We start from the raw sequence: 16452 nt of genomic DNA, 5'->3' as shown, positions 1-16452 counted from the left end.
TATCTGGCTACAGTTTTCTGAACCACTCCTTTATAGCTTATGGCCTCACTGTTCCCTCATATGGGAACCTTTTCTTGCCGGAGGCCTGTCTTGCCTGTTTCCGCTTCTTCTCCCTCTCCGGATGACCGGCCGGGATTCAGCGCCCTTCTGCCCTACTGGCAGATCACGCTTGCTGCCTTCAGCGGCTGGTTTCTGGATGCCTTCGACCAGACAGCCCTGATGTTCACGCTTCCCGATATTGCGAAAGATTTCGGCTGCACTTTGGCCGCTCTTGGCAGCGTCTTTCTGGCACAGGCTCTGGGGCGTGCCGTAGGTAATACAGGCTGGGGCTGGCTGTCCGACCGCTTTGGCCGCAAACCTGCCTTTACGCTCGGCATCCTCTTTTTCGCCCTGTTCGCTGCCCTGACGGGCACAACCCACAGCATCACCATGCTGGTCATCATTCAGTTCCTGTTCGGGATCGGCTTTGGTGGGGAATGGACAGCCTCCGCCACCCTGCTGATGGAAAGCGTCCCGCCCCCCCTACGCCCTCTGGCCTCGGCAACCATGATGTCGGGTTATGAGGTCGGCTATATGGCGGCGGCAGGGGCGCAGGCACTCATCCTGCCCCATTATGGCTGGCGGATCATGTTCTTCATCGGGCTGCTGCCTGCCCTGCTCATCATCTTCATCCGCTTCAACGTGAAGGAAAGCCCCCTCTGGCTTGCCGCACAGGAAGAAAAAAAGAACAAACGTGCTGAAGGTACGAAACAGGCCTCCACCCCCTTCTGGGCCACGGTGCGACAGTTCTGGAATGGTGCTGCTTTTCAGGCGGTGGCCTTCATGTGTTTTCTGGAGTTCCAGAAGGCCGCCCTTTACACTTTCTATCCCACCATTTTGCGGGATAGCCACCATCTCAGCCCCCAGCTCATCTTCTGGCCGGTATCCCTCTACTGCCTTGGCTCCCTGACCGGGAAAATCCTCTGTGGTGCGCTGGCAACCCGCTTCGGGGAAGGGCTCGTCATGCGGGTAGCGCTGATTGGCGTCATGCTGCTGATCGTCCCGTTCCTCAGTGCTGGGCCGTGGATCATTCTGCTGGCGTCTGCCTTCTTCATCGGGGCGGCGGCATCCGGTGTCTATGCGCTGGTACCCCATTACCTCTCCCAGCGTTTTCCCGATGCGAACCGTAGTGCAGGCATGGGCACAAGCTATGCTGTCGGGTCTCTGGGGCAAGGTGTGGCCGGGCGGCTCGTCCCTTCTCTTGCGCCGCTGGTCTCTGGCCTGCCCATTGCGGCCATCCTCTGCGTTCTGTCTGGCACGCTGGTCAGTATCGGCATCACGCTGTTCCGCCCGAAAGACGTGCAGAACTTCTGACACAGACCGTCAGCCCATGAAAAACGGGGTGGAGCCTGCGCCCCACCCCGTTTCCTTATGCAGGTAACGGCCTGCTCGCTACTGTCAGAAGCGGACCTTGATGGACCCGGTAGCCCCACTCTCGGTAGAATGGTTGCCGTACTGCCCGATATAGGACAGGTCCAGATCAACCCGCTTGCTCAGGCGGGCCGTCACACCGGCATCCACAACTGCCGCATTGCTGGAAAGCAGCACACCGGCAACGCTCATATCCTCAGACCCACCAGCGATGACGAAGGATTCACGCTGACGGGAGCCCATCCGGCCAAAGCCATGGCGGTAAGCCGCCATCAGGTGTGGCATGAAGACAGCCCGACCAATGCTCACACGTGTTGCCGAACGGAAACCGAAATTGGCGAATGTCACGCCATTATCCCGGCTATGCCCACGCAGCGCCGCCTCGTTGCCGTGCTCCCGATACTTGTCCGTATTCAGGTTCACATAGGTGGCGTTCATGAAGGGCTCGAACACCCCATTCTCGCCACGTATCTTATAGCCCAGCTCGGCAAATGCCTGAGCCGTTCCGCCCAGATAACCGCTGCGGACACGCCCACCATAATCACCAACCGTAATACGGCGATGCGTATTGATGACGTTCCAGCTATAGGCTGCACCAAGACGCAGGTTCAGACGCCCCCAATGTGTTCCGGCATAAGCACCAATACTGACATTGTTGCTATTGGCAGAGGACGAACGCCCACGATGCACATTGAACTGTGAGTGACCGTAAGAAAGCAGCCCACCAACACGCCAGTTACTTTCACTAATCGGCGTGTCCACACCCATGACAAACCCGGCCGTATTATGGTGCAGCGGAGCAGCATTGCCGTTACCGCTGTTATGACCAAGCCCACCAAAGGCCTGACCCCAGATGACCGTATGCCGAGATTCACAGGCATGATCCCTTCTACGGGTCTCCATGTCGTAGGTGCTCTGCCCGTTGCGGCCATAGTCACAATACACATTGGCCAGACGGTTCAGGACTGCATTGCGGATGTAGAAGCTATCCTGAATCAGCCCCGTGCGAACAGACGCATGGACCTCACCAGAAAGGTTATTCAGTGCCTTACGGGCGTCATGCCGTGTCAGGCTCGTCATGGCCACAGCAAGATCGCTGGTTTCCGGAATGTGATCCAGCCCGTTCCCTGTTGCAATCTCATTGCGCGTCTGCCCTACAGAGCCAAAGCCTTTGATGGAACGCCGCAGAACGACATCCACGTCATCAGCCTGATAGACCAGATGCGGGTCAAGATAAGCATAGTCCTGACCAAGGTTGGTCTGGAGGTCATCATAATGACCCGTCACCCCACCGCCGGCACTCAGCACACGATAAGCCTGCCCATAATGCAGACCCATCGGGTCTTTGACCTGTAGATCAAGCGTTCCGCCCTGCAAGGTGGCCTTGCCGGAAACAAGGATACGATCGGACTTCAGGGCTGCATAGGAGAAGCCATCAGCCTCGGACAGGTTCTGACCCGTCCCCTCACTGCTGCCACGAACCCGCAATACGGACCCCTTGGCCATGCTGAGATCACCCGTGACATGCAGCTCACCCATATGGTCAGCATCACCAGCGCCCAGCGTACCACCGCTGGATACCGTTGTGCTGCCCACCGTCCCAGTACCTGCCAGAAGGGCATTCTGATGCACACCCACAGCAGAGTAAGACAGGTCACCATCGACAACCATGGTACCAGACTGAATCTCAGTCGGACCCGTGAAGCCAGACCCATCACCCTCCACAAACAGGGTACCCGTGCCGGTTTTCGTCAGGGTGTTCTGACCATCAGACGACCCTTCATCCGTCAGGGTAGAGCCACTGCCCAGCGTCATCTTGTTCTGATCCTGAACATCGAACACCGCACCCTGCGGCCCGATAGCTGTTTTCAGGTTGCTGGTCAGATCAGAACCCTGGAGGTTCTGAAGTGTACCGCCATTCAGGGTAAGCTGAGCTCTGGAGCCTTCTTCTGCCCGGATACCATCTTTGCCATCCGTGTCACCCGCCGTCAGCGTGCTGCCATTGAGGACATTCAGAGTCGCATTCGGCTTATCAGCCGGAGCCGCAGAAGATGCCTTGGCAAAAATGACCGGCCCGGTGCTCTGGAGATGTGAACCATCAGCGAGTGTCACAACACCCTCGCCTGTAGCACCAATCTTCACGCCACCAGTATTCACCTGCGCCTTCTGCCCGGAGAGCTCCAGCGTGCCGTCATCTACCGCAACTGTCCCACCGATATGAGACTGGTTCGTCAGGGTTTCATGGCCGCTGGTAAGCGTCAGCCCACCCTTACCAGACAGAGACCCATCATAACGATCGTGAGCATTGGTCAGGTCGAGCGTTCCATCAAGCTGCCCATTTGCCGCACCGGAAAGTGAACCGACCTTAGACCCTGCATCCGCCACCGTGAACGTGCCGCCATTAGCAGCGAGCGTCCCATTCACCTGATTACCATCAAGCGTCAGGCTGCCCTTATCCTGAGTGACATCGCCAGAGACAGTATTGCCGGTCCCCAGTGTCATCGTGCCGCTATTAGCCGCAGATGCCAGCTTGCCCCCTGTGGCACTGAAGGTAGCCCCCTCAGCATTGGTGACATTGGCTGCCGTGCTATCCGTCAGAGTGGCTGTACCGCCATGGTTAACCAGATCAGCCAGCAGAGCCTTCTGACCCGTCATTGTGCCGCTATTCGTGGTCACACCAGCAACCTGACTGTTCTCAAGATCAGCTTTGCCCGCATTATCCAGCGTACCGGAGAACGTGCTGTCCTGAACCTTCAGGCGCGCGCCCGCAGCGTTGGTAACATTGGCTGCCGTGCTGTCTGTCAGAGTGGCTGTGCCGCCATGATTGGCCAGGTCAGCCAGCAGAGCCTTCTGACCCGTCAGCGTGCCGCTATTTGTGGTCGTACCAGCAACCTGACTGTTCTCAAGGCTGGCATTGCCCGTATTGTCCAGCGTCCCGGAAACCGTGCTGTCTGTCAGGGTGGCTGTGCCGCCATGATTGGCCAGATCAGCCAGCAGCGCCTTCTGCCCCGTCAGCGTGCCGCTATTCGTGGTCGTACCGGCAACCTTGCTGTTCTCAAGATCAGCACTGCCCGCATTATCCAGCGTACCGGAAAGCGTGCTGTCCTGAGCCTTCAGGTTGCCACCTGCAGCGTTGGTGACATTGGCTGCCGTGCTGTCTGTCAGAATAGCCGTACCGTTCTGGTTCGCCAGATCGGCCAGTGTAGCCTGATGGCCTGTCAGCCTACCGCTGTTCGTGGTCTTACCAGCAACTTTACCGCCGCTGATATCCGTTGTCGCTGCGTTATTCAGGTTTCCTTCGATGGAGCCCGGCAGATTGAGACGACCATTCTGAACATCCGTATCACCCGTATAGGTGTTCGCCCCGCTCAGTGTGGTCGTGCCTGTCCCCTTCTGCACGAAGTCACCCTTACCAGAGATAGCCTGCGTCAGAGTGAAGTCATTGCTATGGTCGATCGCCAGCGTCCCGTTATTGACGATAGCCTGCGTCCCAATGGAACCTGTCGTGCCACCATTACCGAGCTGCAACGTACCAGCATCAATCTGTGTCGGTCTGGCAAAGCCGCTGTCACCGCTCAGGATCAGCGTGCCGAGATCGGTCTTATGCAGGCTTGTGCCGCCATTAACATTGCTGCCATCAATGGCAGAAGCGATCTCAGCCGTGATGTTCTTCCCGTCCGAAGTCCCGTCACCCACACGAATGACCGTATCGGCCTTCGTGGCATACAGGTTAGCACCCGTTATCAGGTAACGTCTGTCATCCGTATTGGCGAACTGCATCCCGGAGAAGGAAACAGGCGCATGGTTATTGTCAGGCGTCTTGTCCTCGACATGCACCACACCGGCAGAGCCAGTGAAGATGGCCATGTTCCCATTCTTCCACTGAGCGTTGGAAGAACCGTCACCCTTGGTCCAGTTCGTCAGACCATGGCTGCTGGGCGCACTCCAGACACCATCACCACCATCAACCTTATTGTTTCCAACGCCATTTTCAGCACGGTGAGCTGCTGCGTCACCATCCCAGAAATTGAACTCGTTAGCATCGGTAATCAGGTTGACCTGATGGTCCACCGCCGTTTGAAGCGCCAGATTGCTCCCCGGCCCCTGCGGCAGATTGAGCTGCTGCTGCATCCCGGAGAGGGTACCGCCATAGCTGTACAGGCGATACAGGCCGGGCATCAGACCGGCATTCTGGACATCTGGACCATTTTCCGTAGGCAGGATGAACAGCGTACCGCCAAGTGCCAGATTACCCTTGACGTTGACGAAGTCATTATAGGCACCACCTTCTGTCCCGGCCTGCCCCAGACGGAAGACCTGATTGGAATGGTCATCCAGCGTCAGGTTGCCATTGATGTTCAGACGGGACGGCGCATCAGCCGTACCGGGAGCGAGTGTTGCACCAGACCCGATGGCCACATCGCCACCAATGGTCCCCTTACCACGAAGGGTTGACCCATCCGTAACAGAGGTCTGACCCGTTGCCTCGCTGTTATCGCCATCAACTTCCAGCTGCGCACCGTTCTGGACAAGAGTCTGACCCTTGTAGCTGCTGTTCCCTGTCAGGGTTTCGCTGCCACCAGAGACAGTCAGGCCGCCATTACCAGAGAGTGCCCCGGCATAACTGTCCTTGGCGCTGGTCAGATTCAGAGTGCCATCCAAGGAGCCATTACCAGCACCGGAGAGGGAGCCAGCCGTAGAGCCCGCACTCGCAACCGCAAAGTTGCCGCCATTAGCTGCCAATGTTCCCTTGATCTGGTTGCCATCAAGATTCAGCTGGCCATCATTCTGGGTCACGTCACCCGTAACGGTGTTGTCTTTCCCCAGCGTCATCGTGCCACTGTTGACGGCAGAAGCCAGCGTACCCCCTGTTGCCGTCAGAGTACCGCTGTTGGTGGTGGTGCCAGCAACGTGGCCACCTTCAATATCGGTCTTCCCGGCGTTGGTCAGAGTACCTGCAAGGGAGCCATCCAGAACGAGGCCACCCTTCTCGGAAACAGTGGTATCCCCTGTGTAGCTGTTATTGCCAGACAGGGTCTCGGTACCACCGGAAACCTTCAGGCCGCCATTACCGGAAAGAACACCGGCATAAGTATCAGACGCATTGGTCAGGTTCAGAGTACCGTCCAGCGTACCGTCAGCTGTCCCGGAGAGAGAGCCTGCATCGACACCCTTGCCGCCAATGGTGAAGCTACCGCCATCCGCAGCGAGTCTCCCCCCAATCTGGCTGCCATCAACCGTCAGATCACCAGCCTTCAGAGCTGCATCACCGTCAACCGTGCTGCCCTGAAGGGCGGCTTTACCACCATTAAGGGTCAGAGCCTTCATCTGGCTGTTATCAATGGTTGAGGTCACTGTTCCGTCAGACGCTGCCTGCGTCACGGACTGGAGATGAGACCCCTGAACATCCAGCTGCCCACCCTCATTGAGCAGGTCACCGGCCATCTTTGCCTGTGTCAGGCTCAGGCGGCCAGCCTTGAGGTCTGTCTGGCCCGTGTAATCCAACGCATCGGACAGAGCCAGCTGGCCCGTACCTGTCTTGACGATCCCACCAGAACCGGAGAGACCGCCTGTCCATGTCATGCGGCTGCCATCCTGCACGTTGAACTCGTTGGTTCCGGCCAGGGTCGTGGCGACCTTGCTGGTAAGGTCCTCACCCTTCAGATTGCGGACGATGGCGTCATCCAGATTGATGGTGCCATGGGCGCCTTTCTCCACATCGATGGCAGGAGCACCAGCATTATCGCCTGCTTCCAGAACACCATGGTTGCGAATATTCAGAGTGCCATCAGATGTTGTATCGCCACCGGAAGCCCCGAAGCGGATTCCCTGACGGCTCTGGAACTCCCCACCATCGACAACGGTCACGACACCCTTGCCGCCATTGCCGATGCGGGTTGCGCCATTATCCATGGTCCCGCCAGCGCCGACCTCAACAGTCCCGTCACCACCGACACCGCCGACTCCGAGATTGTCATTCTGGAACACGCCGCCATCCGTGACCATCACTTCGCCATGGCTGCCTGTACCAACGAGGGTCATTCCGTCCTTGATGCTGCCGCCGGATGTCACCGTGACAACCGCCTCACCACCATCCCCGATAGAAACATTATCTCCCCGGAAGCTGCCATCCTCGTTGACAGTCACGACACCCTTGCCGCCTGTACCGATAACGGCATCGGTCGCCTCAAAAGACGCACCCTTGCCGGAAACATTCAGTGTTCCGGTCGCTGGAGCCTCACCACCAGCATAGAAGTAGTCCGTATCAACATGGGACCCTTCCTTTACATTGAGGGTCCCATCCTGCTGGTTCCCTACAATGACCATCATATTCTCACCAGTGCGATCATTGATATGAGCGCCATTCTGGAGAGTCAGATCGCTTTTGCCTGCCGTGCTGGACTGACCATAGGTAGGATCGCCATTGCCGACAGTAACCCATTCCCGCTGAATCTGGGCATTGGGACCGTCCATCACCATGTGCGCTTCATTACCGTGGGCCAGCCCAACGGAAATGGTACCCGGGTTGCTGCCTGCCGGGGAGACGATCGCCCCATTATCCTTCAGGACCAGCGTCCCATTCTGGATGGCAACGGTGCCTGTAAGCTGGTTCTTGCCAGTAAGAATCTGCTCACCTGAAAGCAGGCTCAGAACACCCGACCCATTCAGGGAACCACTGAATGTCTCACCCTTCCCCTGTGTGATCGACAATTCGCCCTGATAGGGAGCCTGAGGATTGGTAGAAGGTGTCATGACCGGGCTGGTATCAGTCGGCGGCTTATCCAGCACACCATTGGCGCTACCGGCCAGAGACTGGACAGATGTCCCGCCATAACCATTACCGCTTTTACCGAAAAGGGCCTGCCCGCCATCCAGATGCAGGGTGCCGTCCACCTTCACGCCATCCAGACCGAGATCTCCGCCCTGCTGATACAGGTCGCCCTTGATCTCTGTATTCTGAGGAAGATTACGTGTTGTCGTGTTCGTCATGTCCCCAGAAACCGGGGCGCTATCATCGGCCCGGGCGGCATTACCCATTCCAGAGAAACATGACACTCCGCTGAGCAGAGCCAACATGTAACCAACACGACGATAACCGGCCCTATGGCTCGCCAGACACTGCGGCGGGGTACGCCCGCCCTGCTCAGTAATAAACAACGGCCTATCCCTTTTCCACGGTTGTGGACGGGATGACCCACCTCCCGTCCATTGTGAGGACGGATAGGTCTGGATTAGGGTAAAATTAGCGCATAAATTGGGTAAAAATTTGTAACAGAGATAGTCCCTGCAAGTAATTAGGAGATATTATGTCACGAATGACATAATATCTCCCTTTTTCATTAAGTTATATTTTATTTTTACCTGAAGACAGGCGACCATCCCTGCTTACAGAGAGGCCACCAGCCATTCCGCAACACGGATGCCGTCAATCCCCGCTGAGAGGATTCCTCCAGCATAACCAGCTCCCTCACCTGCCGGGAACAAACCTCTCAAAGCAGGGCTCTGGCCTGTCACATCCCGGTCAATCCGCAAGGGAGACGATGTTCGGGTTTCCACACCCGTCATCACGGCATCATCCATGCTGTAGCCTTTGATCTTCCGCTCGAACCGGGGCAGGGCCTCACGGATGGAGGCCACCACGAAGTCCGGCAGGCAGAGAGACAGATCAGTCGGTGTCACACCCGGCTGATAGGACGGCACGACCTCCCCCAGAGAGGTGGAAGCCCGCCCTGCAAGGAAGTCCCCCACACGCTGCGCTGGAGCACGATAATCGCCGCCCCCAGCAACAAAAGCAGCTTTCTCCCACTGACGTTGAAACGCAATGCCTGCCAGCGGCTCATCCGGGAAGTCCACACCGGGGCGGACTTCCACCACGATGCCACTATTGGCATTCCGCTCCGCACGGGAATACTGGCTCATGCCGTTCGTAACGACCTGACCCTTCTCCGATGTCGCTGCCACAACCTGCCCGCCGGGACACATGCAGAAGGAATAAACGCCCCGCCCCGTACTGGCATGATGCACCAGCTTATAATCTGCCGCACCAAGCAGCGGATGCCCCGCCTGCGGTCCAAAACGGGCCACGTCAATCACGGCCTGCGGATGCTCAATCCGTACCCCGATGGAAAAGGGCTTGGCCTGCATCGGCACGCCGCTCTCATGCAGCATGGCAAACGTATCCCGTGCCGAATGACCGACCGCCAGAATGACCCGGTCTGCCTTCAGCACCTCACCCGTGGAAAGGCGCAGCCCCGTCACCTGCCGTTTACCGCCGTCACAGGGCACCGTTTCCAGCCCTTCCAGCCGGGTCTCAAAACGATATTCCCCACCCAGAGCCTCAATCTGTGCCCGCAGGGACTGCACGACTGTTACCAGCCGGAACGTCCCGATATGCGGTTTGGAAAGTGTCAGGATTTCTTCCGGCGCACCGGCCTTCACGAATTCTTCCAGCACCTTGCGCCCCAGATGACGGGGGTCCGACACGCCGGAATAGAGCTTGCCATCGGAGAACGTCCCCGCCCCACCTTCACCAAACTGCACGTTGCTTTCTGCCGTAAAACGGGATTTCCGCCAGAGGGCAAACGTATCGACCGTGCGGTCCCGCACGGCACGGCCCCGCTCTATGACAATCGGCTTCAGCCCCGCCTGCGCCAGCACGAGCGCCGCCATGAGGCCACAGGGGCCAGCCCCGATCACCACAGGGCGCAGCGCATGATCTGCCGCATGAGGGGGAAGAACCGGCGGAATCCAGCGCATATCTGGCGTCTGGCGGACATGCTGGTCCTTGCTGAAACGCTCCAGCACCGTCCCCAGATCACGCAACTCACAATCCAGCGTGTAGACAAGCTGGATATTCCCCCGCCTGCGGGCATCATGCCCCCGGCGAAAAATATGGTAGGCCAGCAGCTCCTCCGCCTTTATGTCCAGACGGGCCAGAATGGCCGCATGGAGCTCATCCGGCGTATGGTCAAGAGGCAGGGCAAGATTGCTGAGGCGGAGCATGGGAGAAAAGGCTGTCATGCCCGTTCCTTTAGAGCCAGCAGCGGGGCACTGGCAAGCGGGGATACAGCGTGACCCGGATACCCCACACCATGAAACAGGACCAGAAAAGTGGTGAAAGCTGGATAGGTTTCGCTTATACTCACGCCTCTCATATCTTTTCGTGCCTATCAGGGTCCGCCATGACATCCATGCCCCACCATTCACACGAGCCGGCCGAGGGCACAGCCTGCTCCCACCACCACGACCATGAACCGCATGGGCATGGGCATGGGCATGGGCATGGGCATGGGCATGGGCATGGGCATGGGCATGGGCATGGGCATGGGCATGGGCATGGGCATGGGCACCACCATCATGGCGGGCACGGTCATGTCCATGCACCGGCCTCCTTTGGTGGAACCTTCCTCATCGCCATCATCCTCAACACGCTCTACCTTGCTGGAGAAGCCGGATGGGGACTGGCAGCGCACTCCCTGTCCCTGCTGGCGGATGCAGGCCATAATCTCTCGGACGTGCTGAGCCTGCTGGCCGCATGGGGGGCGCAGATACTCGCCCGCCGCACGCCCAGCGAACGCTTCACCTACGGGCTGAAACGGGCCACCATCCTGACAGCCCTGCTGAATGCCACCATCCTTCTGCTCGTCACAGGTGGAATCATCTGGCAGGCCATCTGGCACCTCATTCATCCCGAAACTGTGCAGGGGCAGACTATCAGCATCGTGGCGGGCATCGGCATCCTCATCAATGGCGGCACAGCCCTGCTGCTCATGAAAGGGTCACATCATGACCTGAACATGCGGGGGGCCTTCCTTCATATGGCCTCCGATGCGCTCATGGCGCTGGGTGTGGTCATTGCCGGTGTGCTCATCACACTGACGGGCCTCTCCTATATCGACCCTCTCGCCAGCCTCATCGTGTCGGGGCTCATCATCTGGGGGACATGGTCCCTGCTGACCCATGCGCTCGGTCTGGCGCTGGATGGTGTCCCGCAGGCCATCGCTCCCCGTGCCGTGGAAGACGCCCTGCGGAACCTGCCCGGCATTGCCGATCTGCACCACCTCCATATCTGGCCTATCAGCACAACTGAAACAGCCCTGACGGTTCATCTAGTGCTTCACCCCACTCCAGAGGGCCATTCAGCACTGGAAGCACAAACAAAAACGGCTGATCTTTTAGCTCAGGCCACCACCCTGCTGCGTGAAGAATTTTCCATTGGCCACCCGACTTTTCAGGTAGAACCGCCTGAAGGCATCGGCTGTACTACGCCAGACTGCACGACATCCCACACCGCCCCGAAAGAGACGGACTGCGACCATGACCACCACCACGCCTGAAGCCATATTACCCAAGGATGACAGTGCCACACCGCTGCGCCTGCGTGTGGCCCGCCTGTCCATTCTCGTCAGCATCGTGGTTCTGGGCATCAAATATGCGGCATGGGCCGTGTCCGGCTCCGGGGCTCTGCTCTCCGATGCCATAGAAACCATCCTCAACGTATTGGCCTCTGTCGGCACACTCTGGGCCGTGGCTTTTGCTGCCCGCCCGGCGGATGACAACCACCCTTACGGGCACGGCAAGGCGGAATATGTCTGGGCTGTCATCGAGGGGGTGCTGGTGGTTCTCACGGCTCTGGTCATTCTGGCCATTGCCGGTCACGATGCGCTGCATCTTCAGGCACCGGAAGCTCCCCTGCCCGGTGCGCTGCTCAACGCCTCTGCCGGGGTCATCAACCTCATCTGGGCGCTCGTCCTGCGGCGGATGGGGAAAAAGCATCACTCTCAAGCCCTGAGTTCCGCCGGGGATCATGTCCTGTCCGATGTCTGGGCCAGTCTGGCGCTGCTGATTGGCGTCTGTCTCATCCCTATCCTCCATTGGCTCTGGCTGGACCCGCTGCTCTCCACGCTCGTGGCCCTGAATGTCCTTTGGACAGGCTTTGGCATGATGCGTCACTCCATGACCGGCCTGCTGGATGAAGCCCCACCGCCAGAGCTGGTTCATGAAGTCGGCCAGACCATCACACAGGCCGGTCAGGGCGCACTGGAAGCCCACGACCTGCGCATGAGGCGGGTCGGTGCCCTTTATTTCGTGGAATTCCACCTTATCGTTCCTGATGAAATGCGCATTACCGATGCCCACGACATCTGCGACCGGATAGAGAATGCCATACGAGCCGTGCTGGGCCGGTCCTCTATCCATATTCATGTCGAGCCGGAAGACCTCGCTAAACGCCACAAACCGGGAGCCAGTGGCGTGCTTGTCATGTAGCCTGCATGTCACAGCTGGTCTGCAAAACCGTCTGCCCCCTTGACCGCAGGGAAGGCTCCGTCCGAAACAGGGTCTGAAACCTATTCACTCCAGCCCCGTGACGGATCCATCCCAGACGTGTCCGATTCTTCCCCAAGCGCCCCAGCTCCAGCGCCCGCCCCCGGCTCGCCTCATGCCATGAGGCGGCGTAACCGCATCACGCATCTCCGCCGCTCGGCCCGAATGCGTACCTCACAGTGGCGGCGGACGCTCATTTTCTGGGCCGGAGCCATCACGGTCGGTATTGCAGCATGGCTGTTCGCTCGGGCGGCGGACTATGCCAGCTCCCTCTGCATGGGCCTCCATAACTGGAATCCCTATGTCATGTTCGCTGTCATTCCCAGCGGTCTGGCTCTCTCCATGTGGCTGACGAAGCGCTTCTTCCCCGGAGCGCAGGGATCCGGTATCCCGCAGACCATCGCCACGCTGCATATTGAAGACTTTACCCTCGTCAACCGCATCCTTGGCCTGCGCATTGCCATCGGCAAAATCTGCATGACGACCCTTGGCCTGCTCTGCGGTGCTTCCATCGGGAGAGAGGGCCCGACCGTGCAGGTGGGGGCGGCCATCATGAACGCCTATGCCCGTTTTCTGGGCCATGCCAATGTCTCAACCCGCCGGGGCATCATTCTAGCTGGTGGCGCTGCCGGTGTCGCCGCAGCCTTCAACACGCCGCTGGCCGGTATCGTCTTCGCCATTGAAGAACTGGCCAGCTCCTTCCAGCAACGAACTTCTGGCGTGATGCTGACAGGCGTTGTCCTCGCCGGTGTGACGGCCATTGTGCTGACGGGCGGGAACTATACCTATTTCGGCCATGCCTCTGTGGATGTGCCTGTCGGCACGGCATGGATTGCCGTGCTGGCCTGCGGCATTCTGGGCGGGCTCGGTGGTGGTATTTTCTCCACCATTCTCATACGGGTTGGCAAAGGGCTGCCGGGATTCATCGGGAATATTCAGAAGAACCGTCCCATCCTGTTTACGGCTCTCTGCGGGGTCGTCCTCGCCATACTGGGCTTTGCCAGCCACGGCGACACGTTCGGTACAGGTTATACACAGGCGCATCATCTGATTGATGGGTCACGCCACCCGCACATGTCCTATTTCCTGATGAAATATGCCGCCACCATTATCTCTTACTGTTCCGGCATTCCGGGCGGGCTGTTTGCACCGTCCCTTTCCATCGGGGCTTCCGTTGGGGGATGGGTGGCCCAGTTTCTGCCCCTTACGGCGCCCGGCGCTGTCGTACTGCTGGGCATGGTTGGCTATTTCTCTGGTGTGGTACAGTCCCCGCTGACAGCCACCGTCATCGTGATGGAAATGTGCGACAACCAACAGATCACCCTCGCCCTGCTGGCCACAGCCTTTCTGGCCTTCGGTGTCTCCCGTATGGTCTGCTCCCACTCCCTCTATGGCCGGCTGGCTGACCAGTTCATGGCCCGGCAGGAAGGATATCTCCAGAAGAAGCACGAAGAAAATAAACAGTCCAAAGACTGATAACAAAGGGCCTGCCAGTGCCTGTACCAACGGGCAGGCCCTCTTGAAGGTGGATCAACCCTGAGCAGACAGGTCCACAACCCCGACATAGCCTTCTTCCGTCCCGAAGATGACGGCTCCGCCCTGCGGGGTAAAGGCGATGGCATTCACGGCACCACGGGCTGCGCCGCCACTACGCTGGCCATTACAGAGTGGCAGGATACGATCTGCTCCAGCGGCTGCCTCATCGGCAGTTTTGGGCACTTCCGCCAATAGAACCGTGCCATCCTCAAACCCGATGGCCAGAATGTCATCCGTGGGATGAGCACAGACGCAGGTCACGAACAGCCCCGGCAGGCGGGCCAGCTCCATAGGCGGCTTACCCATCGGGCCACCACCGAAGAACGGCCACAGCACGGCCGCATCCGCCCCGGATGTCGCCAGCCAGCGCCCCTTGCGGGTGAAGCTCATGGAAGCAATCTTGCGGGGATAGCCGCTCATGCGCATGTTGTGGCCATCTGACAGACGCCAGCCATGCAGTTCATTCTCCTGCATGCTTGTCACCAGAGCCTCGCTGCCCGGATGGATGCACAGCCCGGTATGGCTGCCCTTCCATTCCAGAGAGCGGACAGTGGAGTCCTTCGCCTGCACAAACCACATGGACACGCCATTATAGTGCGAGGCAGCCAGCTTCTTGCCCTTGGCATCAAAGGCAAGGCCACTCAAGGATGAAGGATGCTCCAGCACCTTCAGAGCTTCATCCGTACCATGAGCGTAGAGATGAACGTCTTTCTTGCTGGCACATGCCCAATGCGTGGGCGTGCTTGCCAGACAGTCCACCCAGCCACGGCCCGCATAGCGTTCCGTCATGGTGCCATCAGCCCGTGTCTCCACGACACGGCCATCTTCTCCACCGCTGAGGAAGCTGTCCTTCCCGCAGCCCTGAGCGAAGGACACAGCACCATCGTGCACAGGCAGCACCCGCCAGTCTTCGGGTGCCCGCAAACCATCACGGGGGATGAGGATGATCTCACCATCCATCGTCAGGGCGGCGAATGTACCGCCGTCCCGGCTGGCCTGAACGCCCGTTATCGGGGCCTCAAACTGACGTTCAGCTCCACGGGTCTGCAACAGGGTCTTGCTCTGCGGGGCGCTCATACGGCTACGCAGCCTTCAAAACCACGCTGAAGCTGGTCACGGTCCAGCTTGCGACCAATGAAGACAATGCGGGACAGCTTCGCCTCTCCCGCTTTAAACGGCCCGATGTAATCGCCATCAGCCATCATATGCACGGCCTGAAAAGCGAAACGCTCATCTTTTCCCTTGAAGTGCAGAATCCCCTTCGCCCGCAGAATGTCAGGCCCCTGCTCCTGAAGGACAAGACCGATCCATGCGTGGAAGCGTTCTTCATCCAGCGGCTCCGTCACGGTGAAAGAGTGGCTCGTCACATCCTCGCTATGGGCATGGTGATGCCCACCCGGCCCATGAGCCGCCTCATGATGATGGTCATGGTCGTGATGGTGGCCATGATCGTGACAGTCGCAGTGATCATGATCGTGATGATGGTGGTGGTCATGCTCATGCTCGTCTTCCTCAAGGAAGTCCGGCATGGTGGACAGGGCACGCTTGAGGTCAAAGCCGCCACGGTTCAGGATGTCATCCAGAGCCACCTTGCCACGCTCGGCGCGATGGATGCGCACAACAGAATTGATGGCCCGAAGTTTCTGCTCCACCTCGGCCAGTGCGGCTTTATCCAGAAGGTCACATTTGTTCAGGATGATGACATCGGCAAAAGCCACCTGATTGACGGCTTCCGGGCTCTCCTTGAGAGTCTGTAACACGTTGTAGGCATCCACGACCGTCACCACAGCATCCAGCTCGGCCTTTTCACGGATGCCTTCATCCACGAAGAAGGTCTGCGCCACGGGGGCCGGATCAGCCAGACCTGTGGTTTCCACGATGATTCCATCGAACTTGCCACGGCGGCGCAGCAGGCGGCTGAGAATCCGGATGAGATCGCCCCGCACCGTGCAGCAGATGCAGCCATTGTTCATCTCGAAGATTTCTTCATCGGCATCGACCACCAGATCATTATCAATGCCCAGCTCGCCGAACTCATTGACGACAACGGCGTAATTCCGCCCATGGTCGGCGGTCAGGATGTGGTTGAGCAATGTGGTCTTCCCGGCCCCCAGAAAGCCGGTGAGAACGGTGACGGGAATTTTTTTGGTCTGTGATTCAACCATGATGTCTTGTCCTTGT

The 16452-nt window shown here is 58.8% G+C and carries 9 protein-coding genes; 4 read left to right on the top strand and 5 right to left on the bottom strand.

Going from position 1 to position 16452, the window contains the following annotated elements; all coding sequences use genetic code 11:
- The first annotated feature begins 90 nt into the window (after window positions 1-90).
- The gene (locus NQF86_RS00735; RefSeq protein ID WP_266115713.1) at window positions 91-1353 is read left to right on the top strand and encodes an MFS transporter; all 1263 of its coding nucleotides are present in this window, start codon (window positions 91-93) and stop codon (window positions 1351-1353) included.
- Between the two features lie 84 nt (window positions 1354-1437).
- Here the strand turns inward: NQF86_RS00735 and NQF86_RS00730 are convergent, their stop codons facing one another.
- The 3 genes from NQF86_RS00730 to NQF86_RS00720 form a co-directional block, all read right to left on the bottom strand.
- Window positions 1438-8568 carry an autotransporter domain-containing protein gene (locus tag NQF86_RS00730; protein ID WP_266115712.1) on the bottom strand — a complete coding sequence of 2377 codons (7131 nt, stop codon included), beginning with the start codon at window positions 8566-8568 and terminating at the stop codon, window positions 1438-1440.
- 228 nt (window positions 8569-8796) lie between these two features.
- Entirely contained in the window at window positions 8797-10413 is a 1617-nt protein-coding gene (locus tag NQF86_RS00725) for an NAD(P)/FAD-dependent oxidoreductase (RefSeq protein ID WP_266116412.1), read from the bottom strand.
- Window positions 10414-10427: 14 nt separating this feature from the next.
- Entirely contained in the window at window positions 10428-10556 is a 129-nt protein-coding gene (locus NQF86_RS00720) for a hypothetical protein (protein WP_266115711.1), read from the bottom strand.
- A gap of 36 nt (window positions 10557-10592) precedes the next feature.
- On the opposite strand from NQF86_RS00720, the gene NQF86_RS00715 reads away from it, so the two are divergent.
- The 3 genes from NQF86_RS00715 (at window position 10593) to NQF86_RS00705 (ending at window position 14211) form a co-directional block, all read left to right on the top strand.
- Window positions 10593-11747 carry a cation diffusion facilitator family transporter gene (locus tag NQF86_RS00715; RefSeq protein WP_266115710.1) on the top strand — a complete coding sequence of 385 codons (1155 nt, stop codon included), beginning with the start codon at window positions 10593-10595 and terminating at the stop codon, window positions 11745-11747.
- A complete protein-coding gene (locus NQF86_RS00710) occupies window positions 11728-12678 on the top strand; it encodes a cation diffusion facilitator family transporter (protein ID WP_266115709.1) in 951 nt (316 codons plus the stop codon). The genes NQF86_RS00715 and NQF86_RS00710 overlap by 20 nt, the downstream gene beginning before the upstream one ends.
- Before the next feature lie 177 nt (window positions 12679-12855).
- Window positions 12856-14211 (top strand): chloride channel protein, encoded by a 1356-nt coding sequence (locus NQF86_RS00705; protein ID WP_266116410.1) that lies wholly within the window; start codon window positions 12856-12858, stop codon window positions 14209-14211.
- Window positions 14212-14265: 54 nt separating this feature from the next.
- Here NQF86_RS00705 and NQF86_RS00700 read toward each other — a convergent pair whose 3' ends face one another.
- Both NQF86_RS00700 and NQF86_RS00695 read right to left on the bottom strand, forming a co-directional pair.
- On the bottom strand, window positions 14266-15348 hold the full coding sequence (locus NQF86_RS00700; protein ID WP_266115708.1) for a WD40 repeat domain-containing protein: 1083 nt from the start codon (window positions 15346-15348) through the stop codon (window positions 14266-14268).
- Entirely contained in the window at window positions 15345-16436 is a 1092-nt protein-coding gene (locus tag NQF86_RS00695) for a CobW family GTP-binding protein (protein ID WP_266115707.1), read from the bottom strand. Before NQF86_RS00695 ends, NQF86_RS00700 begins: the two co-directional genes overlap by 4 nt.
- Between the last annotated feature and the right edge of the window lie 16 nt (window positions 16437-16452).

Source organism: Bombella pluederhausensis, assembly GCF_026385525.1.
In the GTDB taxonomy this organism is placed as follows: domain Bacteria; phylum Pseudomonadota; class Alphaproteobacteria; order Acetobacterales; family Acetobacteraceae; genus Bombella; species Bombella pluederhausensis.
The sequence above is the reverse complement of the archived record's forward strand: the minus strand, read 5'-3'. Positions and strand labels throughout refer to the sequence as shown.

Coding starts and splice junctions, on each gene's coding strand:
- NQF86_RS00725 (WP_266116412.1), bottom strand. CDS start 10,413: ATGCTCCGCCTCAGCAATCTTGCCCTGCCTCTTGACCATACGCCGGAT.
- NQF86_RS00715 (WP_266115710.1), top strand. CDS start 10,593: ATGACATCCATGCCCCACCATTCACACGAGCCGGCCGAGGGCACAGCC.
- NQF86_RS00710 (WP_266115709.1), top strand. CDS start 11,728: ATGACCACCACCACGCCTGAAGCCATATTACCCAAGGATGACAGTGCC.
- NQF86_RS00705 (WP_266116410.1), top strand. CDS start 12,856: ATGAGGCGGCGTAACCGCATCACGCATCTCCGCCGCTCGGCCCGAATG.
- NQF86_RS00700 (WP_266115708.1), bottom strand. CDS start 15,348: ATGAGCGCCCCGCAGAGCAAGACCCTGTTGCAGACCCGTGGAGCTGAA.
- NQF86_RS00695 (WP_266115707.1), bottom strand. CDS start 16,436: ATGGTTGAATCACAGACCAAAAAAATTCCCGTCACCGTTCTCACCGGC.